Here is a 21868-nt window from a genome sequence, read left to right on the forward strand (position 1 = left end):
GCGCATAAAATGCCGTAAACCCTGTGCGCTTAATCGGTAATCCCAATGATTTAGCCTTGCAATGGCCGCACACGCGCGACGATTTCCCCGACAATCCCGCGCCTGAACGCCAGCACGCACGCGATAAAGATAATCCCCGTCACGATCGTCACGGATTCCCCAAGCGAATTGAACCAGCCGATACCCGTGACTTTCGCCAAACCACCGCCGATATCGCCGAGCCGATCCTCCAGCAACACGATGATGAACGCGCCGAGCAGCGGCCCGAACATCGTGCTCATGCCGCCGACGAGCGTCATCAGCACGACGAGGCCGGACATGGTCCAGTAGGCATCACCGAGCGTTTCGAAGCCGAGCACGAGCGTCTTGAGCGCGCCAGCCAGCCCCGCGAGCCCCGCCGACAACACGAACGCCAGCAGTTTGTAGCGCGACGTGTCATAGCCGAGCGATACCGCGCGCGGCTCGTTCTCCTTGATCGCGACGAGCACTTGCCCGAACGGCGAATGCACGACGCGCACGATCAGCGCGAACGCCAGCAGCATCACCACGAGCACGACGTAGTAGAGCGTGAGGTCGCTGCCGAGATCGATCACGCCGAACAGTTTGCCGCGCGGCACGCCTTGCAGACCGTCTTCGCCATGCGTGAAGGGCGCTTGCAGATAGACGAAGTAGACCATCTGCGCGAGCGCGAGCGTGACCATCGCGAAGTAGATGCCCTGGCGGCGAATCGCCAGCAGTCCGACCGCGATGCCAAGCACGGTAGCCGCGAGCGTGCCCGCGATCACGCCGAGTTCGGGCGTGACGGCAAGCGTCTGAATGGTATAGCCGGTGACGTAGCCCGCCGTCGCGAGAAACATCGCGTGACCGAACGACAGCAAACCCGTATAGCCGATCAGCAGATTGAACGCCGCCGCGAACAGTGCAAAGCACAGCACCTTCATCATGAAGACGGGATACACGCCCATGAACGGCGCGGCAATCAGGCCGATCAGCAGCAGAACGTAAAGCACTTTTCTCTGCATCATTTTTCCTTGCCGAAGAGCCCGGCGGGACGCACCATCAGCACGAGCGCCATGATGACGAACACGACCGTCGCGGACGCTTCGGGATAGAACACGCGCGTGAAGCCTTCGACCACGCCGAGCAAAAGGCCGGTGAGAATCGAGCCCATGATCGAACCCATGCCGCCGATCACGACCACCGCGAACACGGTGATGATCATCGACTGGCCCATCAGCGGCGACACTTGAATGACCGGCGCGGCCAGCACACCCGCGAACGCCGCGAGCGCCACGCCGAAGCCGTAGGTCAGCGTGATCATCAAAGGCACGTTGATGCCGAATGCCTCGACCAGCTTCGGGTTCTCCGTGCCCGCGCGCAGATACGCACCCAGCCGCGTTTTCTCGATGACGAACCACGTCGCGAAACACACGATCAGCGAAGCCACCACCACCCAAGCGCGATAGTTCGGCAGGAACATGAAGCCGAGATTGGTTGCGCCGGACAGCAGCGAAGGAACGTCATACGGCTGGCCCGATGAACCGTAGATCGAATGGAACACGCCTTCGATCACCAGCGTGAGTCCGAACGTGAGCAACAGCCCATAAAGATGATCGAGCTTGTAAAGCCAGCGCAGCATCGAACGTTCGATCAGCATGCCGAACAATCCGACGATGACCGGCGCGAGCACGAGCATCGCCCAATAGGGAATATCGAAATACGACGCGCCCATCCATGCGAGCATCGCGCCGAGCATGAACAGCGCGCCGTGCGCGAAGTTGATGACGTTGAGCAAGCCGAAGATCACCGCGAGCCCGAGACTCAGGATCGCGTAGAAAGACCCGTTGACGAGTCCGAGCAAGAGCTGGCTCATCATCGCGGCGAGCGGGATGCCGAATATTTCCATTGAACCTGCCGTTCGAAACGTAGGGATGCCGATGCGGTTCGTTCACCGCATCGGCCTTGCATCAGACTGCAGGAACGCTTACTTCCAGGCCGCGCAGCGCGATTCCGCCTTCGTGCCGAACGCCTGATCGCCCGGAATCGTCGCCGTGATCTTGTAGTAATCCCACGGTTCCTTCGATTCCGACGGCTTCTTCACTTCCATCAGATACATGTCGTGGATCATCGCGCCATCCTGACGGATATAGCCTTTCGCGTAGAAGTCGTCGATCTTCGCCTGCTTGAGCTGCGCCATGACCTTGTCGCTGTCGGTCGTGCCCGCGGCCTGCACGGCCTTCAGGTACGTGGTGACGGCCGAATAATCCGCCGCTTGCAGGCTGCCCGGCATCTTCTTCATCTTGTCGAAGTAGCGCTTGGCCCACGCGCGCGTCTTGTCGTCCTTGTTCCAGTACCAGCTATCGGTTGCCACCAAACCTTGCGTGGTTTCGAGCCCGAGGCTGTGGATGTCGGAGAGGAAGATCAGCAGCGCGGCGATCTTCATCGACTTCATGATGCCGAATTCCTTCGCGGCCTTGATGGAGTTGACGGTATCGCCGCCCGCGTTCGCCAACCCCAAAACCTGCGCCTTCGATGCCTGCGCCTGCAACAAGAACGACGAGAAATCCGACGCCGACAGCGGATGCCGCACCGTGCCCAACACTTGCCCGCCGTTGGCCTTCACCACATCCGACGTGTTCTTTTCCAGCGCCTTGCCGAACGCGTAGTCGGCGGTGAGGAAGTACCACGTCTTGCCGCCTTGCTTGGTCACCGCGGAACCGGTGCCTTTCGCGAGCGCCATGGTGTCGTAGGCGTAGTGCACGGTGTACGGCGTGCATTGCTCGTTGGTCAGGTTGTCCGCGCCCGCGCCGATGTTGATATACGGAATCTTCTTCTCGCCCGCGACCTGATTGGTCGACAAGGCCGTCGCCGAATTCGTCCCGCCGATGATCGCATTCACGCCGTCACGGTCGATCCATTCACGCGCGCGCGATGCCGCGATATCCGCCTTGTTCTGATGATCGGCATACACCAGTTCGATGTTCTTGCCGTTCACCTTGCCGCCGAAATCGGCGATTGCCATCTTGATGGCTTCGAGCCCGCCTTGCCCGTCGATGTCCGCGTAAAGGCCCGAGAAATCCGTGATGTAACCGATCTTCACCGTGTTGCCATCGGCGGCGAATGCGCCGGTGCTGGCCGTCATCGCCACACTCGCCGCCGCAGCCGCAAAGCACAAGGTCGAGAGGCGCGCGAGGGTCTTCTTTTTCATTCCAGTCTCCATGAGTTTTTGATTCGATGCGGTATTACTGGTGTTGCCCTTCCTTCCGCGCTGCACGCGCGACGCTCAAACCCCGAGCAATTCGTGCAGCACCGGCATCTTCGCTTCGAGTTCCCCCGCGCCGAAGTGCTCGACGATATTCCCGTGCTCCATCACGTAGAAACGGTCCGCGAGCGGCGCCGCGAAACGAAAGTTCTGTTCGACCATCACGACCGTGTAGCCGCGCTGTTTGAGCATGAGGATCATGCGCGCGAGCGTCTGCACGATGACGGGCGCGAGCCCTTCCGAGATTTCATCGAGCAGCAGCAGGTTTGCGCCGGTGCGCAGAATGCGCGCGACGGCCAGCATTTGCTGCTCGCCGCCCGACAGCCGCGTGCCCTGACTCGCGCGGCGTTCCTTCAGATTTGGGAACAGCGTGTACAACTCGTCGAGCGGCATGGCTTCTTTCGGATTGCCGATGACCGGCGGCAGCAGCAAGTTCTCCTCGCACGACAGGCTCGAAAAGATGCCGCGTTCTTCCGGGCAATAGCCCACGCCATGATGCGCGATCCTATGCGTCGCCATGCCAACGGTCTCGCGTCCGTTCACGCGAATCGAGCCGGTGCGCCGTCCGGTCAGGCCCATGATGGCGCGCAACGTGGTCGTGCGCCCGGCGCCATTGCGCCCGAGCAGCGTCACCACTTCGCCGCGATTCACCTTGAGATCGACGCCATGCAGGATGTGCGATTCCCCGTACCACGCCTGCAATCCCGCTATCTCCAACGCGGGCACATTACCGGCCGCGCCGTTCGCCTCGCGCGAGCGGCGTTCCTCCGCGATCGTGCTCATGCGTGCGCTCCGGTGAGCGCCGCATCGGCGCTGCCCATGTAGGCTTCCATCACGAGCGGATTCTTCGACACTTCCGCGTAGCTGCCTTCCGCGAGCACTTCGCCGCGCTGAAGCACGGTGATGGTGTCGGAGATGCCGGCGATCACGTTCATGTTGTGCTCGACCATGAGGATGGTGCGGCCCGCCGATACCTTCTTGATGAGCGCCGTCACGCGGTCCACGTCTTCATGGCCCATGCCCTGCGTGGGTTCATCGAGCAGCATGAGTTCGGGTTCCATCGACAACGTGGTGGCGATTTCCAGCGCGCGTTTGCGTCCGTAGGAGAGTTCGACGGTCTTCGTATCCGCGAAATCCGTGAGGCCGACTTGCGTGAGCAGGTCCATTGCGCGGTCGTTGAGTTGATCGAGCGTGCGTTCGCTGCGCCAGAATTGGAACGACGTGCCGAGCTGCCGTTGCAAGCCGATGCGCACGTTCTGCAGCACCGTCAGATGCGGAAACACCGCCGAAATCTGAAACGAGCGAATGATGCCGCGCCGCGCGATATGCGCGGGCCGTTCACGCGTGATGTCCGTGCCGTTGAAAACGATCTGGCCCGCAGTGGGGATAAGAAATTTGGTGAGCAGATTGAAGCAGGTCGTCTTGCCCGCGCCGTTCGGCCCGATGAGCGCGTGTATCGATCCGCGGCGCACGCGCAGGTTCACGCCATTCACGGCTGTGAAGCCTTTGAATTCCTTCGTGAGCCCTCGCGTTTCCAGAATGGTGTCGCCGAGAATCATGTCCCCTTCCATGCGAAGTGAAGCGCGAGGCTCGGTGCGCCTGCACTTTATTGTTTTGTCCGCGCGCACCGGACGCGCTCCGCGTTCCGGCTTGCCCGTTGCGTGGGCCGCACCGCTCATGACGTTGCGTGCCGCACAAGGCGCACACGAGTGATGCCGGGCGAGATTCCGCCCGAGGCCATTTTCGCCCCATTGATGCAGCGCAATCATTGGGATTTGCACTAGGGCGGATTGGGACGCACAGGCGCGCCGATGCACGGGATGAGGGCATGACGCAACCTCATCCCGCTAATTGGATGACGCGCGGCATCACGGAAACGTCACGCAAGCGCGGTCGCGATCACTTCCTGCGTTTCGATGGCGTCGCGGTCTTCGCGGATCATCTGGCTGGCGCGTTCGGCGATCATCAGCGTCGGGGAATTCGTGTTGCCCGATGTGATGACCGGCATCACCGATGCATCGACCACGCGCAGACCGCGCACGCCGATCACCCGCAAGCGGCTATCGACGACCGCGCCCGGATCGTTGTCGGTGCCCATGCGGCACGTGCCGACGGGATGGAAGATCGTTGTGCCGACCTTGCCTGCTGCATCGACGAGTTCTTCTTGCGTTTGATACTGGATGCCGGGAAGGATCTCCTCGGGCGCATAACGAGCGAGCGCAGGCGCGCTCACGATGCGTCGCGTGAGCCGAAGCGCGTTGGCCGCGACATTGCGGTCGTGATCGGTGGAAAGGTAATTGGGCGCGATCAAGGGCGCGGCGTGCGCATCCGGCGATTCGATATGTACGCTGCCGCGCGATGTCGGCCGAAGATTGCACACGGATGCGGTGAACGCATTGAACGCGTGCAACGGCTCGCCGAACTTGTCCAGCGACAAGGGCTGGACGTGATATTGCACATCGGGACGCTTGATGGAAGCATCGTCGGGATTGGACTTGGCGAACGCGCCGAGTTGCGAGGGCGCCATCGACATGGGTCCGCTGCGCGTGAACGCGTACTGCATGCCGATAAAGAGTTTGCCCCACCATCGCGCGGACAAGGTGTTGAGCGTGCGCACGCCGTTGACTTTGTAGGCCATGCGCAATTGCAAGTGATCCTGCAGATTTTCGCCGACGCCGCGCAAGTTCTTCACCACGTCGATGCCGAGACGCTGAAGCCGCGCCGCATTGCCGATGCCGGACAGTTCCAGAATCTGCGGCGAGTTCACCGCGCCCGCGCTGAGCACGACTTCGCAGCGCGCTTTCGCGAGGTAATCGACATCGCCGCCGCGATATTCGACGCCAACGCATCGCGTGCCTTCGAAGACGAGACGCTGCGTATGCGCGCCGGTGATGGTCATGAGGTTGGGACGCCTCATCGCTTCCCGCAGAAACGCCTTCGCCGCATTCCAGCGGATGCCGCCGCGTTGGTTCACATCGAAATAGCCGACGCCGCCGTTGTCGCCGCGATTGAAATCCTCCGTCGCGGGAATCCCGCTTTGCTGCGCGGCCTGCGCGAAGGTCTCCAGAATTTTCCACTTCAGGCGCTGCTTCTCGACGCGCCATTCGCCGCCCGCGCCGTGCCATTCATTGGCGCCGCCGTGGTGATCCTCACTGCGCCGGAAAACGGGCAACACCGAATCCCACGACCAGTTCGGGTCGCCGCTGATATGCGCCCAGTCGTCGTAGTCCTCGCGCTGGCCGCGCATGTAGATCATGCCGTTGATGGACGAACATCCGCCGAGCACGCGCCCGCGCGGATACGACAGCGAACGCCCGTTGAGTCCCGCTTCGGCCTGCGTTTTGTAGAGCCAGTCCGTGCGCGGATTGCCGATGCAATACAGATAACCGACCGGAATATGAATCCAGTGGTAGTCATCGCGCCCGCCCGCTTCGAGCAGCAGCACCTTCACGTTCGGATCTTCGCTGAGACGATTGGCAAGCACGCAGCCCGCCGTGCCCGCGCCGATAACGATGTAGTCGAATTCGCCTTCGAGCTTGCGCGCGTCCTGTTTCATGGCTGTCTCCGGAATTTTTTTAAGATGCACATTGACTGCGAGCGTACCGCTGCACGCATGAGCCGATCCAATGAGATATGCTCATCTGCGATATAAAAATTCCTGATATCAGCCGATGGACTACACGCTTCTTCGAGCATTCCTCACCGTTGCGCGTGAAGGCAACCTCACGCGCGCGGCGGCGCAATTGCACGTGACGCAGCCTGCGGTCAGCCTGCAAATCAAGAATCTTCAGGAGATGCTGGGCGTCGTGCTGTTCTCGCGCACGTCGCATGGATTGCTTTTGACGCGTGATGGCGAAGCATTGCTTCCGCACGCCGAACGCGCGCTTGCCGCCGCATCCGATGTGCAGCGCGCGGCCGCTGCGCTCAGGCACGAAGTGAGCGGCACGCTGCGCATCGGCACGATTCTCGACCCGGAATTCCTGCGGCTCGGCGGCTTTCTACGGCAGCTCGTGGAAGCGTATCCGCGTATCGAGACGGCGCTTCGGCATGGCATGTCGGGCTGGGTGCTCGAACGCGTGCGCACGCGCGATTTCGATGTCGGCTTCTATATTGGCGATCCGGCAATAGACGGCACGCGCGATGGCGAGCGCTTCCATGTCGTGCGGCTCACGCCGTTCGTGTATCGCGTGCTCGCGCCGGCGGGATGGCATAGCCGCGTGAATCGTGGCAAGCGAAGCTGGTCCGCGCTCGCCAAGCTGCCGTGGATCTGGACGCCGCACGAGTCGGCGCATAACCGCCTGCTGTCGCGCATCTTCGGCGAGGCGGGCGCGCAGCCGATGATCGTCGCGGAAGTCGATCAGGAACCGTCGATGCTCGATCTCGTGAAGTCGGGCATCGGCCTGTCGCTGGTGCGGGATTCGATCGCGCTGGGTGAGGCGCACGCGCACGCGCTGACCATCGTGGAAGGCGTCACGGTGCCGACGCAGCTCTCGTTTATCGTGCTTTCGGAGCGCAGGGACGAACCCGTGATCGCGGCGGCGCTGCGGCTGATCGAGGCGCAATGGGCCGTGTAAACCCGGTTTCGAGCGGCTTTGACTGAAACTTTGCTAGGCTGGTGCACTGCATCAGATTCATCCCGTCCAACCCGTGTCACAGGAGCCGTCGTTCATGGCACGCAACATCGAAATCAAGGCCCGCGCTCATCAGTTCGATCAACTGCTCGAACGCGCCGCGGCGCTCGCACCCGACGCGCCGCTGGTTTTCCGCCAGCAAGACTTTTTCTACGATGTACCCACTGGCCGCCTCAAACTGCGCCAGTTCGACGACGGCACGCCATCCGAACTGATCTTCTATCAGCGCGACGACCGCGACGGCCCGAAGGTCTCGTACTACTCGCGCAGCCCCGTGACGAATCCCGAAGCCATGCATGCGCTGTTGGCGCAGGCGCTGACGACGCGCGGCATCGTGTCGAAGGAGCGGCATGTGTATCTGGTGGGGCGCACGCGCATTCATCTGGATCGCGTGGATGGGCTGGGCGATTTCATCGAACTGGAAGTGCTGCTCGCTCAGGACGATGACGAAGCCGGCGGCGAACGCGAAGCGCATGAGATGTTCGCGCGGCTCGGCGTGGGCGAGGCGGATCTGGTGCCGCTCGCTTATGTGGACTTGCTCAATCCCGATGCCTCGGCGCTGTCGCCCGCCAAATGAGTGAGCGGTAAAGGGCCATTGCGCTTGAATGTCGTGAGCACGATATTCGAGCGCACGCTGTCCACGCCCGGCACGCGCATCAGCTTTTTCATGACGAAGCCGGACAGCGCGTTCAAATCCGGCGCGACGATTCGCAGCAGGTAATCGGCATCGCCGACGGTCGCGTGGCATTCGAGCACTTCGGGCAACATTTCGATCTGCTGCTGAAATTGCTCGATGATCGAATCCCCATGATGCTTGAGCTTGAGGCTGGTGAACGCCGTTACGCCCAGGCCGAGCTTTTCCGGTCGCAACACGACCCGATATCCTTCGATGACCCCGACCGCTTCCAGCCGCTGCAAACGCCGTCCAATCTGCGACGGCGACAGCGGCACTTTCTCGCCGAGTTGCTGATGCGTCGCACGGCCGAAGCGTTGCAGCACATCCAGCAGGGCGAGGTCGAAATGATCGAGTTCCAGCATGAGGCGGATGCGCGCGAGAGCCGTGGTAGCTGCGACTTTATCGCATCGGACGACGATTTATCACATAACCGACGCGTCGCAAGGGCGTTGTCTGCTGAACATTAACATCAGCTTTCGGATGAAATTAAGGTAACGAGCTTGTTACCATGCATAACATTGCAGAAGCGCGAAATTAGGCCAAATTGCAAGGTAAGTGCGCTTTTTGAAAGCTAAATGACGAGACTTGGAAAGATATTGCTTGAAGTATCTTTCATTCATGGAAGCTCGTTTTTAAGCGCGTGTAAGCAGACGCACCGCTGTGTGTTCCAATGTCCAGCCGGTCGGATTTACGTGCATATTCCGGTTGTACAATCAGCACCGCATAACGTCTGGATAGCGTGCTCCGCTCTTTATCGAGCCTGTTCAGCGCCCGAGTCCGGACAGAAAGAAACGGTGTGCGTGCGTGCGTGGCCCTTCACATCCAAAAATGACCACGCTCGCGCGCGCAGGAAGTAACGGCTCGGATCGAATCCGGCCCATTTCACCTTGAGCGACTTCATGCGAATCCTTCTGATCGAAGACGACCGCCCCATCGCGCGCGGCATTCAAAGCAGCCTCGAACAATCCGGCTTCACGGTCGACATGGTGCATGACGGCATCTTCGCGGAGCAGGCGCTCGCGCAGAACCGCCACGAACTCGTGATCCTCGACCTGGGCTTGCCGGGCATCGACGGCATGACGCTGCTCTCGCGTTTCCGCCAGAGCAACCGCCATACGCCGGTCATCATCCTCACCGCGCGCGACGAACTGCACGACCGCGTGCAAGGCCTCAACAGCGGCGCGGATGACTACATGCTCAAGCCGTTCGAGCCGCAGGAACTGGAAGCGCGCATTCGCGCCGTCATGCGCCGCAGCGGCCCGCACGGCGATGTGCCGCGCCCCGAAGTCACGTTGGGCGGCTTGCGCCTGTCGGGCGTCGATCGCCGCATCTTCAACGACGAACGCCCGCTCGAACTGTCGCCGCGCGAATTCGCGGTGCTCGAAATGCTGTTGCTGCGTCATGGCCGCGTGGTCAGCAAGGCGCAATTGCAGGATCATCTGACGCATTTCGGCGGCGATCTGGGCGATACCGCCATCGAAGTGTATGTGCATCGCGTGCGCAAAAAGCTCGAAAACACACGGGTGGAAATCGTCACGGTACGCGGCTTCGGCTATCTGCTTCAGGAGATTCGCCAGGCGACCTGACATCGTCAGGCTGCCAATGCGATAAACCGCTTTGCGACTTCCCACCCGCCGCGCGGGCGACGAACGGTTCGCCCGCGAAGACTGGCTCGATCTGGCGCGATCGAAAGCCACTGCATCCGCGACTCCGGGGAGCCTGCGGCGCACGCTCCTGCGCCGTCTCGCCGCGCCGCTGTCCCTGCTCGCGCTCATGAGCGGTCTGATGGCGTACTGGCTCGCGTGGCAATACACGCAGCACGTCGTGGATCGCTCGCTTGCGGATTTGGCGACCGCCATCGGCAAGCAAATCCAGCTTGCCGGTGTCGATGCGCCCGTCACCGTGCCGCCACTCGCGCAGGCCATGTTCTCCGATCCGGTGGAACAGCTCGTCTATCGCATCAGTAATGGCGAGGAGGAAATCGCGGGTGAGCCGGGCCTGCCGCTGACCGGCGCGAGCGTGCGGCGCATTCATTACGCCTATGTCTTCGAGACGCACTTTCAGGGCGTCGCCATGCGCGCGGCGCAGATTCGCGTGCCGCAGCCGCATGGGAATCCGATCGTCGTGGAAGTGGCGCAGCGCGTTGGCTCGCGTTATCGAATAGCGGTGGAGTTTCTTTTCGCCATCATGATGCCGCTGCTGCTCTTGCTTTTGGCGGGCTGGGTGATCGTGTGGCGCGTGGTGAATCAGCAGTTGAATCCGATCACCGATCTCGCGGATTCGCTTAACAAGCAAACGCACATCTCACTCGAACCGGTCGATGAAACCCTCGTCCCAAGCGAGATTCGCCCGCTCACGAGCGCGATGAACGGCCTGCTCGTGCGCCTGCAAGCCGCGTTGGATGCGCAGCGCAAGTTCATCGCGGATGCCGCGCATCAGTTGCGCACGCCGCTGACCGCCGTGAAGCTGCACGCCGAGCAAGCGCTCAGTTCGCGCGATCCCGCGAAGTCCATCGAAGCGGTCAAGGAACTGCGCGCGTCGGCGGATCGCGCGGTGCGTTTGTCGAATCAGTTGCTGTCGCTGGCGCGAGCCGAGCCGGGCGAACAGGCCGCGCGTTTTGCAGACTTCGATCTGGCCGCGCTCGCGTTCGAAACCGGCGCGGAATGGGTGCCGCGCGCGTTGGCATCGCGTGTCGATCTCGGCTTTCAGCGGTTGGACGATCCGGAGAACGAACATCCGATGATCGTGCGCGGCAATATCGTGCTCACGCGTGAAGTGCTGGCGAACCTCATCGACAATGCGCTCAAGTACGTGCCGCCGTCGCGGGTCGAAGGCGCGAACATCACGCTGACCGTGGATGCATGGCGCGACGACAAAGACCGCCCCTTCGGCCAGATCGTGGTGGAAGACAACGGTCCGGGTGTGCCGCCGGATCAGCAGCCCGATCTGTTCAAACGCTTTTTCCGTGGCGATGGTCAAAGCGTGGAAGGCGGCGCGGGTCTGGGTCTGGCCATCGTGCATGACATCATCACGCTGCACGGCGGCACCGTGCATTACGAAGATGGCGCGGAAGGCGGCGCGCGCTTCATCGTGCGCATTCCTATCAAGCAAGGCACGACGACCGCTGCATAAAAGCGTCGTTTATTTCTTCTTCTTGGCCTTCGGTTTGTCCTTCAGCGCCAGCATGGTGCCGCGACACTTCTTCGCGCCGCAGCGGCACTCGTATTCCTGCCTGAGCTTCTTGGTAATGCGCCCTTCGATGACAAGGCCGTAGTCGTAGTTCAGTTCCTCGTCCGGCTCGATATCGCGCAGCGCGTGGATGAACACGCGCCCTTCGACTTCCTCCGCCTCGCAATTCGGCGCGCACGAATGGTTGATGTACTTCGCGCTGTTGCCGTCGATCTTGCCGTCGATCACGCTGCCATCGTCCAGCGCGAAATAGAACGTGTGATTCGGCTCGTCCGGATTGTGCGGATGGCGGCGCAGGGCTTCCTTCCACGAGATGCGCTCGCCCTTGTACTCCATCACTTGCTCGCCCTGAGCGATTGGCCTGACAGCAAAAACGCCCTTGCCATGCACGCCCGAACGGCGAACGGCGACCCTGCGTGAACTCATCGAACGAATCCTTGAATGACGAATGTGTGGACCGGTATAAAAAAACGCGGAGTCCTTGAGGGCCCCGCGTTTTGCGTGATGGATCGTGGATGATTCGATTCAACATCGCGTATCGTCGTATCGTACACTCCCGCCGCGTTCTATCTCAACACTTCGCGTTTTCAGCGTTGACCCATCGTGGTGTCGCCAAAGAGTGCCTTCTGGTCGCGCGGCTGCGAACGCCAGTATTGCGGCGGCGCTGCGACCGTCGCGCCGAGTTCCGCCGCCGCGTGCCACGGCCAGCGCGGATCGTAGAGCATGGCGCGCGCCATCGCCACGAAATCGGCCTTGCCGCTCGCGATGATTTCTTCCGCCTGCTTCGGATCGGTAATCAAACCGACCGCGACGGTCGTCACGCCGGTGGCTTCCTTGATCGCTTCGGCGAACGGCACTTGATAGCCGGGTTCGAGCGGAATCTTCTGCAAGGGCGAAACGCCGCCCGAGGATGCATCCACCCAATCGACGCCGCGCTTTTTCAACTCCGCCGCAAACGCGATGGTGTCCTCGATACCCCATCCGCCTTCGACCCAATCCGACGCCGATACGCGCACGCCAACCGGTTTGTCATCCGGGAACGCGGCGCGCACGGCATCGAATACTTCGAGCGGAAAGCGCATGCGATTTTCGCGCGAGCCGCCGTATTCATCGGTACGCTGATTGGCGAGCGGCGACAAAAACTGATGCAGCAGATAGCCATGCGCCGCATGCACTTCCAATCCGTCGATGCCCAATCGCGCCGCGCGCCGCGCCGTCGCCGCGAACGCTTCCTTCACGCGCAGGAGGCCTGCGGTATCGAGCGCGAGCGGCGGCGTTTCTTCGGGCTTGTGCGGAATGGCCGAGGGCGCGTGGGTCATCCATCCGCCATCGGCGACCGGGATGAGTTGACCGCCTTCCCATGGAACATGGCTCGATGCCTTGCGGCCCGCGTGGGCGAGCTGCATCGTCACCGGGATTTTCGAGTACTGACGAATGGCCGCGAGCACGGGACGCAGCGCGGCTTCCGTCGCGTCGTCCCACAGACCGAGATCGCCGGGCGTGATGCGGCCATCCGGTTCCACCGCCGTCGCCTCGATGATGAGCATGCCCGCGCCGGAGAGCGCGAGGCTGCCGAGGTGCATCATGTGCCATGCGGTGGCTTCGCCGCGAACGGCCGAGTACTGGCACATCGGCGAGACGAAGATTCGGTTAGGAATGTGAAGACTGCGTAAGGTCGTGGGAGTGAACAGCGCGCTCATGGCGAATGCTCGTCGCAAGTGAATAAGCGACCGAGAATAGCATTGCGATTCTTTTGATGCAGCGCGTGCGATACGCGTAACGATTAACGATCAGGCTTGCGCGCAGGCGAAGCGGTCGAGCCATTCGCCGAACATCGCGCGGGCGGCGCGTTCGAGCGCGGGACCGTGGCGCGCGGTTTGTTCGCGCAACGCGGCGGCCGTGATGCCGGCGTTCGCGAGATCGCCCGGATACGTCACTAGCCAGCTTTCGAAGCGATCGACCAGCACTTCGGGATGACATTGCAGCGCCAGCACATGCTCGCCCCACGAGAACGCCTGATGTTTGCATGCATCGGTCGATGCGAGCAGCGTGGCGCCATCGGGCAGATCGAAGGTATCGCCATGCCAGTGGAAGACGGGAACCGAAGCGCCATCGCTTTCGAGATGACGCAACGACGATGCGCGTCCCGCTTCGGTCAGCGTGAGCGGCGACCAGCCGAGTTCGAGCGTGCCGGATGAATACACACGCGCTCCAAGCGCCCGCGCGATCAACTGCGAACCGAGACAGATGCCGATGGTCGGCAAGCCCGCCGCGATGCGCTTTTCGAGCATGGACAGCAGCGGCGCGAGATGGGGATAAGCGGCGTCTTCATGCGCGCCGATTGGCCCGCCGAGAACGACGAGCAAGGAAGGATCGAGCGGATTGGGCGCATCGATACGTGCGCGCCCGACATCGAGATAGCGGACCAGATGGCCGCGATCGCCGAGCACGAGTTCGAGACTGCCCAGATCTTCGAAATAGACGTGGCGGATCGCCAGGACTTCTTGTTTCATCGGCGTGTACGTGGCGTGAGTGCAAGCAGCCGCGCGCGGCTCGAACGATGCAGCAGTGACGAGCCGCCCCGCGCGGCGAGGCGCGACGGGCACAGTCTAACCGACTCGCCGCCACCTCACAGCGTGGGAACGCCAGACATCGAAGCCCCGGACGAATCCGGTGCTCAGGCAGCCTGGGCGAAAATCTTCCAGCTCTTCTTCTGCGTGGTCGCGTCGGCTTCTTCGTATACCGAACAATCCAGACGCAGATCGGTGTCCGCCATGTCGATCTTCAGCAGCTTGCAATAATGCGGCGCCTTCTTCGCATTCTTGCTTGCCTCGAAATGCGAGCAAGTCAGACACATGCGATGGGCCGGAATCTGCTGCGCCGATTCGAGCTGATGGATGGTCTTCAGCAGCGTGCGATAGAACGCGGCCTGCTCGTCCTCGCGCAGCGTGCCGACTGCCTTGGCCAGGAAGTCCGGCCATTGCAGCGCCTTCTTCGCCGCCGTGCGTCCGCGTGCACTCAGACGCACCGCGAGCGCGCGGCCATCGTCCAGCGCGCGGCGCTTTTCCACCAGACCCTTGCCTTCGAGCGTGCTCACGGCATCGCTCGTGGTCGCGGCGGTCAGCGCGGTTTCGCGCGCGATCTCGCCGAGCCGCATGGGCCCTTTGCGCTGCATCAGCAGAACGAGAATTTCACCCTGGGTTGGCGTGAGCCCCGCGCCTTCCGCCCATTCCCAAGCCTGGCTGCGCATCGCCGTGCTCAGCCTCAGCAAACCGTGGGTCACCCGCCCAGTCGGTTGCTCTCCGTATACGCCTTCACTCATAGTCTTTCGCTTGTTGTTCCGCTTTTGTGTATTGACGGCGCGTTTCGCGCGAACCTCTGCTAACGCCCCACTCGACAAACCGCTCATGAGGCACGTTGTCGCACCCCTCTGAAGCGTGCCCTCGACCGTGGTCCCCGCCGTCTCAAAATTCAGGCGTACCGGATAATTTCGTTACGCCTGAATGGGGACATCGCACCACTCTTCGTTATGCACCTTCTTATGACCTGCGTTGAGGTGCAATTGTTTTGCCGACTATAACGCGATGTCGGCAAAGTCGCCATTCTAAAGGACACAGAACAAACGTACACCTTAATTATCCACTCTGAACTGTGGATAACCCGGGGAAAAGTGGTGTGTTTCGTTGTACGGTGGATCTCATGCGGCAAACGATAAGCGGAAAGCCTTCGCGGCGACGGCTTAAACGACTGGTTTTGCACGTCTTCTCAACAAGGTTGTCGTTTTTGTAAGACCTTGAGACTGTGACGTTTTTTTGCGTTGTCCACAACGATTTACTTCAACTGCGCCGCCATTGCATGCTTTGCGTCTGCTCGAAGCGAAGCTGAAACAGACTGCATTGCGCTGCTTCAAACGTTGGCGCGAGCGCTTTATTCCCATCGACGAACATGCACGCGTTTCAATGACGTCCATGTTCGTTGACGAGTGTCCGTTACATGAGCACTTCGGAGGACTTGTGAAAAACCTTTCGCCATCTTTCCAGCCGCCTCACGTTCGGACGAGACGTTAGCTGCGCCATTCGAGACATTGCTGCCTGACGGCTTCATGCAGCGATTTTTCACGATCGACCACGCCACGCAGCCAGCTTGCATCGTTGATGCCGCCACGCGCGATGTCGCCCACCTGCGCGAGCGCCGCCTGCGAGCCGAGCGCTTCGGCATGCGGCGCGAGCACGTCGAGCGTCGCGAGAATGTCTTCGGCGATGGTGCGCCGCTCGCCCGTCTGCGGATGGATGCACGTGCCTTCCATCCCGAAGCGGCAAGCCTCGAAACGATTGAAGGTATAGACGAGATAATCGTCTTCCTTCGGCGTGAGCGGTTTATCGAGCAAAAGATAACGCGAGAGCGTCTGGATGTAGCACGCGATCGCCGCCGCGCGATCCACCGAGAGCGGCGTATCCATCACACGGACCTCGATGGTGCCGAAGCCCGGCTTCGGACGGATATCCCAGTAGAAGTCCTTCATGCTGTTCACGACGCCGGTATTCACCATCTTCGAGAAGTACTCCTCGAAACCGTCCCAGGTCAGCACGAACGGCGCGCGGCCCGACAACGGAAACGCGAACACCGAGTTCAGCCGCGACGAATGAAAGCCCGTGTCCACGCCCTGAATGTACGGCGACGACGCCGACAGCGCGATGAAGTGCGGGATATAACGCGACATCGAATGCAATAGAAACAGTGCGCTGTTCGGGTCCGGACAGCCGATATGAACGTGCTGACCAAAGACCGTGAATTGCTTGGCGAGATATCCGTAAAGTTCGGAGATGTACTGAAAGCGCGGCGCGTCGTAAATCTGCCGGTCGCTCCATTGCTGGAAGGCATGCGTGCCGCCGCCTGCCAGCCCTACGTTCAACTGATCCGCCGCCGCCACCAGCACATCGCGGATCGTGCGCAGGTCGGTCACCGCCTGCTCGTGCGTCGTGCAGATGCCGGTCGAAAGCTCGATCATGCTTTCGGTGATTTCCGGCGTGATGTTGCCGGGGATTTTTTCGTCCTTGATGAGCCGCATGAGATCGGACGCTGCGCGCGTCAGATCGTAATCGTGCGTGTTGACGACCTGTATCTCAAGCTCCACGCCGAACGTGAAAGGTTCGGAGTTGATGAAAGGTTCGAGTGCCATGACGCCTCTTGAAAATTCACAATCTGAAGCGGCGCCGTGACGTCACTCGCGCCGCTCTCCCACCGCCGACAAACTACGGTACACCACGAACGGCGTCACGATCTGCAGCACGACGATCGAGCACATGACGATCGCGCGCAGCGTCGGATCGTAGTCGGGATAGAGCACGTACATGTCGTCGACCAGCAGATACGCGAGCGCCGACATCGGCGTGAGCGACACGCCCAGCGCCACGCCCTGCTTCCAGTTCAGCCCGCTTGGTTTCGCGAAGATCAGCACGCCGATCAGCTTGCCTGCGAAACGCGCGACGATCAGCCCGACCGCCGCCAGCCCGCCAAGCACGATATCGCGCCATTGAAACGACGTGAGCGTGAGCGCAAAGAGAATCACCGTGAGCAGCCAGCCCGCCGAACCGAAGTGCGATGGCCACAACTGCGGCCGTTCATCCGCGTTCTTCACGATGATGCCCGCCGCCAGCAGCGCGAGAATCGTCGAGAGCTTGAAGATGTGCGCGACCGCGATGGCCAGCAGCACCAGACCGAACAGCGCGACGAACGAATGCTCGTCGGTGGTCGGCAGGCGGCGCACGAGCATGCCGCACGCGCGCGCCAGCAGAAACGCCAGCACCAGCGACCCGATCAGCAAGTACAACGGCTGAAGCACGGTCGCCAGCGCGTTGCCATAAATCTCCTGATGCAGCACGCCTGCCGCGAGCTTTTCGACCACCACGGCGTACACGCTGTTTAGCGCGGTGAGCGTGAGCAATCGCTGCGTGACCTGACCTTCGGCGCGTAGTTCGGTCTTCAGTTGAATGACCATTGCAGGCGATGTCGCCATGGCGATGGCGGCGATCACGATGGATTGCATCGTCGGCACGTTGAGCAGCGTCAGCGCGATCAGCACGAGCCCGAACGTAAACGTCGATTCCGCGATGCTGGAAAGAATCAGATACGGATTGCGGCGGATCCATCGAAGATCGAGCCGGCCGCCGAGTTCGAACAGCAGCAGCCCGAGCGCGACATCGAGCAGCGGACGGGACAGCCCGCCTGCGCTCGAATCGATCACGCCGAGCCCGGCGTTGCCCGCGATCAAACCGATGATCGCAAAGCCCGTGATGCGCGGCAGACGCCACGCGCGCCACAACAACTCTCCGGCGAGTCCCGCCGTGACGAGCGCGAGACCGGCCCAGAGAATGGCGTCGGGTTCGAGCGGCCACGCGGGCAAAAACGAAAATGCCGAATTCATCTTATGGGCTTCTCCTACGAGTGCTTATCGTGCCCTTGCGCGCCGCGCGTCGCCGAGGCGCATTCGCGCGCTCGTGGAACGATGCGAGCGTGGGTTCATTCAGTCGAAACGAAATTCGAACGAACACGGCGTCACGGTACAGGCCGTGCACGGATTAGACGACGTATCCAACCTTCACGGACACGCTGCGCGCAGGCTGGATACAGCAAACGATGTCGAGGCGCTGGTGTTCAGATTATCGGCCGCAATCATCGTTCCATTGATGCGCCCGGCGTTTTAGTCACGGGTGCAGGAAGAGACGCGATTGTGCCATATGTCGCATCCCGTGACAGAGCAAGTCCAGATGCATGATTCCATTGAAGTAAAACCGACGTCCGGCGTGTGTCTCCAAGCGGCAAGGTTGACCGCGCCAGTCTCTCGTCGTTTTGAAGCCGCGCTGCCGATAGCGACGTCTTCAGGTGTTTACAGGTTTACCGTATATATAAATAGTAGAAGTTAACAAGGGTGGGCCGGTTCTGTGGATAACGTCCTTTTCCGTTTTGCAATCAGGCATCTGGCGAAAGCAGAAGCGGGTCGTGAAGGTGTTGGCGCATGTCGGTTAACTCGGAACAACTTTGAGCTGCTTTCACCGTGGACGTGAGTTGTCCCGTTTACGTGCACAACGCGTACACAAGTCTTCCTTGCGTAAACGCAGCGCTTATCCACAGCCTGACGAGGATAACTAGCTTCGTGTGAAATCGCCGTGACGCAGGGCGCGCAACAGGAAGCGTGCGGGATCGACCGCTTCGGCAAGTTCGCGCTCGACAGGCCACGGCGCGCCTTCTATCTGCGATGCAATGAGTTCCGCCGCGAGCGTCGCCCAGATCAGCCCGCGCGATCCGAACGCGAATGCGCCGTACAGTCCCGGCGCGCGCGGCAGATCGAGCGGCCACGCGCCGGAGAGACGCACGGCATCGCGGCGCGCGAGGGCTTCGTCGGCGAGTTGGCCGATCATCGGCATGCGGTCGCTCGTCACGCAACGGAAGGCGACGCGGCCGCCGTGCGGTTCAGCGGTGAGATGCGCGGCATCGGGCAGCATCGGCGTGAGGCGTTCGATGTTTTCGAGGTGGCCCGCCGCGCGTATTTCGTGATCCGGATCGTCGATGTCATACGTCGCGCCAATCAACGTGCGATGCGCGCCAAGCGGCACCGCGTAGCCTTCGCCGATGACGGGCATGCGCAAGGCATCGAGCGGCGTGGAATCGAGCAGCGTGAGTTGGCCGCGCACACTGCGCGTCGGGTCGCCGTGGAGCTTGGCGAGTGGCGCGGCATCATGCGCATTTGCCAGCACGATGACCGGCGCGCTGGCGATCACGTTTTCGCGTTCATCGAAGACGCGCCAGTTCCGTCCATCATGTTCGATGCGTGCCGCGCGCGTGTTCATGCACGCCGTCAGATGCTTGCCTGCGAAGGCAAGCTGCGCCGCGCACACGGCGGCGGGCGAGATTGCGCCACCGCGCGGAAAGAACCATCCGCCGCGCGTGACGCGCACGCCTGCGAGACGCGCGGCTTCATCGTCGGACATGGTGTTCACGTATTCGCGCGGATAACCGAAGCGTCGAATCGCGGATGCCATTGCTTCGGCATCCTCCACGGTATCGGCAATTTGCAGCAGGCCTTCGCGTGTTCGCTGTAAATCGTGGCCTGCGTGTTCCAACATCTGCCATTCGCGCAATGCCAATAAGAATCCCGCGCGCGTGAGTCGTGCAGCAACGCTGTCGTCGCGCCACACGATCGGATGAAACACGCCCGCCGGGTTGCCCGATGCATCGCGGGCTGCGGATGCATGGCGGTCGATCAACGTGATGCGCCATCCGCGCGCGGCGAGGCGTGAAGTCACCGCGCAACCCGCGAGACCCGCGCCTATGACGATTGCTTCGCGCGTCGGTGTGTCGAGCGGGAGCGGTGGTTCGTGACGGCGCACGCGCCATTTTGGAGTGAAGCGGGCGGTGTTCGTGTCGTTGCATTCGAAGCCCGCGTTCGTCAGTGCCTTGCGCCAGACGGGATCGGCATCGGTAACGACGGTCGCGCCATCGCCTGCAAGACGGGCGAGCGCTTTCGCGATGCGCGTCGAATCATCGGCGAGCGATGCATCGAGATGAAACGCATCCACGCGCGCCCACACTTTGAGCAGCATGTCGCGCGGTTCGCCAATCGCGAGCGTGAGCACGACGCGGCCTTCATCAAATTCGAGGCGATGCAGGCCGGGCACGCGCATGGGCCAAACATCGGCGAGGGCGGCGGGCGGCGTGTCCAGCGAATCGACGCTGCCGAGCGCCACGACATGCAGACGCTCGCAACGCGTGGCTTCGTCGTCATCGCGCCAGCGACGCCAGAGCGCGAGAAAGCGTTCGCCGCCGTCGAAATGCGTATCGACGAAGGTGAAGACGCGCCGCGAACGCCAGCGCGCCGGAAGATCGTGCGAGGTGAAAAGAGCAGCGGCATCCGCGCTGCGCGTGTTGGACGTCGAATCGATCATGCAGGAAAGGTCAGGCGATGGCAGTCGTGGAATGATCGGGCGCGGCGTCCTGCTCGATCGGCTCGACCGCGAAACCCGCCGCGCGCCACGCTTCCAGACCGCCGAGCAAAGGCGCGACATCGATGAAACCGTGCGACAAAAGCGCCTTCGCAGCCAGCGCCGCCGAGACCTCGTTCGGGCAGTCGCAATACGTCACGAGCTTGCGTTCGCGCGCGATGCCCGCCAGTTGCGCGGCGATGTCGTCATGACGCAGCAGCAGCGCGCCGGGAATCGCCCACGGGTCCATCGCGCGACGCTCGCCGCGCCGGACATCGATCACGAGCGGCGGCGGTTCGTTCGCCAGCAAGGCGCGCAGCATATGGATGTCGATGCGCGCCATGCGCAGACGGCGCAGGAGGGACAGGCGCTGCCACCAGCGCATCGCCAGATAGAGCGTGAGCGCTACGGCCGCGAGCACGAGCGCGCCGCGTCCGAACAGGTCGAGCCAGGCGAGCGCGGTATCGACGAGATCCGCGAACATCGCGCCGAACGCCACGCCGATTCCGGACCAGAGCAGGGCGCCGATCGTGTCGTAGAGAAGGAAGGTCGCGAAGCTCACGCCGGTCGCGCCCGCAACAGGAATGGCCAACGTCGAAAGACCGGGAATGAACTTCGACAGCGCGAGAATGCGCACGCCGAAGCGCGTGAAGAAGTCGAGACTGCGCGTGACACACGTATCGCGCGAGATGGACAGCTTGCACAGCACGCCGAGCACGCGGCTGCCGTAGCGTCGTCCGAGCCAGAACCAAAGCGTGTCGCCGATGAGCGCCGCCACGCTCGCCACGATCACGATAGCCACGAGCGGCGCGAATGCCGACGCCGGAAACACGCCCGAAAAACCCGCCGCGAGCGCATTAAAACCGCCCGCGCCGACACTCGCCGAGACCGTGATCGCACCCGTCAAAGCCAATGTGGGCAAGGCCGGGAGGGGAAGTCCGAGGCATTCGAGAAGAACGTTGGCAAAAACCAACGGCAGCCCATATTCGATGATCAGCTCTCGCAGCATGGACGCAACCCTGGAGTTATTCGCCGAGAAACCTGCCCGATGCCCCGAAAAAATCAGGGTAAATCTTTGAAACCCTTGTCGTGCATGGGTTTGCGCTGCGCTATCATACCAAGCGCCGCGTGT

Annotated in this window: 20 protein-coding genes; 4 read left to right on the plus strand and 16 right to left on the minus strand. The window is 61.9% G+C overall.

Annotated elements, in window-relative coordinates; translation table 11 throughout:
* Positions 1-50: 50 nt before the first annotated feature.
* The 6 genes from ACZCWR_RS01850 to ACZCWR_RS01875 form a co-directional block, all read right to left on the minus strand.
* Complete coding sequence (locus ACZCWR_RS01850; protein ID WP_487303212.1) at positions 51-1022, minus strand: branched-chain amino acid ABC transporter permease; 972 nt, start codon at positions 1020-1022, stop codon at positions 51-53.
* The gene (locus ACZCWR_RS01855) at positions 1022-1906 is read right to left on the minus strand and encodes a branched-chain amino acid ABC transporter permease (RefSeq protein WP_487302053.1); all 885 of its coding nucleotides are present in this window, start codon (positions 1904-1906) and stop codon (positions 1022-1024) included. The genes ACZCWR_RS01850 and ACZCWR_RS01855 overlap by 1 nt, the downstream gene beginning before the upstream one ends.
* Before the next feature lie 78 nt (positions 1907-1984).
* Positions 1985-3208, minus strand: coding sequence for an ABC transporter substrate-binding protein (locus tag ACZCWR_RS01860; protein WP_487302054.1), 1224 nt, complete (start codon positions 3206-3208; stop codon positions 1985-1987).
* A gap of 75 nt (positions 3209-3283) precedes the next feature.
* Positions 3284-4045 carry an ABC transporter ATP-binding protein gene (locus ACZCWR_RS01865; protein WP_487302055.1) on the minus strand — a complete coding sequence of 254 codons (762 nt, stop codon included), beginning with the start codon at positions 4043-4045 and terminating at the stop codon, positions 3284-3286.
* Positions 4042-4821, minus strand: coding sequence for an ABC transporter ATP-binding protein (locus ACZCWR_RS01870; protein WP_487302056.1), 780 nt, complete (start codon positions 4819-4821; stop codon positions 4042-4044). Before ACZCWR_RS01870 ends, ACZCWR_RS01865 begins: the two co-directional genes overlap by 4 nt.
* A 320-nt stretch (positions 4822-5141) precedes the next feature.
* Positions 5142-6818: a GMC family oxidoreductase gene (locus ACZCWR_RS01875; RefSeq protein ID WP_487302057.1), complete on the minus strand. Its 1677-nt coding sequence runs from the start codon at positions 6816-6818 to the stop codon at positions 5142-5144.
* A 115-nt stretch (positions 6819-6933) separates the two neighbouring features.
* Here ACZCWR_RS01875 and ACZCWR_RS01880 point away from each other — a divergent pair, with 115 nt between their 5' ends.
* Both ACZCWR_RS01880 and ACZCWR_RS01885 read left to right on the plus strand, forming a co-directional pair.
* A complete protein-coding gene (locus ACZCWR_RS01880; protein WP_487302058.1) occupies positions 6934-7836 on the plus strand; it encodes a LysR family transcriptional regulator in 903 nt (300 codons plus the stop codon).
* A gap of 94 nt (positions 7837-7930) precedes the next feature.
* Positions 7931-8470, plus strand: coding sequence for a class IV adenylate cyclase (locus ACZCWR_RS01885; RefSeq protein ID WP_487302059.1), 540 nt, complete (start codon positions 7931-7933; stop codon positions 8468-8470).
* Here ACZCWR_RS01885 and ACZCWR_RS01890 read toward each other — a convergent pair.
* Together ACZCWR_RS01890 and ACZCWR_RS01895 are read right to left on the minus strand one after the other, a co-directional pair.
* Positions 8419-8931: an Lrp/AsnC family transcriptional regulator gene (locus ACZCWR_RS01890; RefSeq protein ID WP_487302060.1), complete on the minus strand. Its 513-nt coding sequence runs from the start codon at positions 8929-8931 to the stop codon at positions 8419-8421. The two genes, ACZCWR_RS01885 and ACZCWR_RS01890, sit on opposite strands and share 52 nt — an antisense overlap.
* Before the next feature lie 389 nt (positions 8932-9320).
* On the minus strand, positions 9321-9470 hold the full coding sequence (locus ACZCWR_RS01895) for a hypothetical protein (RefSeq protein ID WP_487302061.1): 150 nt from the start codon (positions 9468-9470) through the stop codon (positions 9321-9323).
* On the opposite strand from ACZCWR_RS01895, the gene ACZCWR_RS01900 reads away from it, so the two are divergent.
* Both ACZCWR_RS01900 and ACZCWR_RS01905 read left to right on the plus strand, forming a co-directional pair.
* The gene (locus ACZCWR_RS01900; RefSeq protein ID WP_487302062.1) at positions 9469-10155 is read left to right on the plus strand and encodes a response regulator transcription factor; all 687 of its coding nucleotides are present in this window, start codon (positions 9469-9471) and stop codon (positions 10153-10155) included. The two genes, ACZCWR_RS01895 and ACZCWR_RS01900, sit on opposite strands and share 2 nt — an antisense overlap.
* A 91-nt stretch (positions 10156-10246) precedes the next feature.
* Positions 10247-11701, plus strand: coding sequence for a sensor histidine kinase (locus ACZCWR_RS01905; protein WP_487303213.1), 1455 nt, complete (start codon positions 10247-10249; stop codon positions 11699-11701).
* Between the two features lie 9 nt (positions 11702-11710).
* On the opposite strand, the gene ACZCWR_RS01910 is transcribed toward ACZCWR_RS01905, so the two are convergent.
* The 8 genes from ACZCWR_RS01910 to ACZCWR_RS01945 form a co-directional block, all read right to left on the minus strand.
* Complete coding sequence (locus ACZCWR_RS01910) at positions 11711-12184, minus strand: SET domain-containing protein (protein ID WP_487302063.1); 474 nt, start codon at positions 12182-12184, stop codon at positions 11711-11713.
* A 161-nt stretch (positions 12185-12345) separates the two neighbouring features.
* A complete protein-coding gene (locus ACZCWR_RS01915; RefSeq protein ID WP_487302064.1) occupies positions 12346-13458 on the minus strand; it encodes an NADH:flavin oxidoreductase/NADH oxidase in 1113 nt (370 codons plus the stop codon).
* A gap of 90 nt (positions 13459-13548) precedes the next feature.
* Complete coding sequence (locus ACZCWR_RS01920) at positions 13549-14271, minus strand: glutamine amidotransferase (RefSeq protein ID WP_487302065.1); 723 nt, start codon at positions 14269-14271, stop codon at positions 13549-13551.
* Positions 14272-14435: 164 nt separating this feature from the next.
* Positions 14436-15080 carry a MarR family winged helix-turn-helix transcriptional regulator gene (locus ACZCWR_RS01925; protein WP_487302066.1) on the minus strand — a complete coding sequence of 215 codons (645 nt, stop codon included), beginning with the start codon at positions 15078-15080 and terminating at the stop codon, positions 14436-14438.
* A gap of 741 nt (positions 15081-15821) precedes the next feature.
* Positions 15822-16937: a YbdK family carboxylate-amine ligase gene (locus ACZCWR_RS01930; RefSeq protein ID WP_487302067.1), complete on the minus strand. Its 1116-nt coding sequence runs from the start codon at positions 16935-16937 to the stop codon at positions 15822-15824.
* A gap of 42 nt (positions 16938-16979) precedes the next feature.
* Positions 16980-18182, minus strand: coding sequence for a cation:proton antiporter (locus ACZCWR_RS01935; protein WP_487302068.1), 1203 nt, complete (start codon positions 18180-18182; stop codon positions 16980-16982).
* 721 nt (positions 18183-18903) lie between these two features.
* Positions 18904-20700 carry an FAD-dependent 5-carboxymethylaminomethyl-2-thiouridine(34) oxidoreductase MnmC1 gene (gene mnmC1 / locus ACZCWR_RS01940; protein ID WP_487302069.1) on the minus strand — a complete coding sequence of 599 codons (1797 nt, stop codon included), beginning with the start codon at positions 20698-20700 and terminating at the stop codon, positions 18904-18906.
* A 10-nt stretch (positions 20701-20710) separates the two neighbouring features.
* Positions 20711-21745: a VTT domain-containing protein gene (locus ACZCWR_RS01945; protein WP_487302070.1), complete on the minus strand. Its 1035-nt coding sequence runs from the start codon at positions 21743-21745 to the stop codon at positions 20711-20713.
* Positions 21746-21868: the final 123 nt, after the last annotated feature.

The organism is Caballeronia sp. A2-2 (assembly GCF_057612605.2).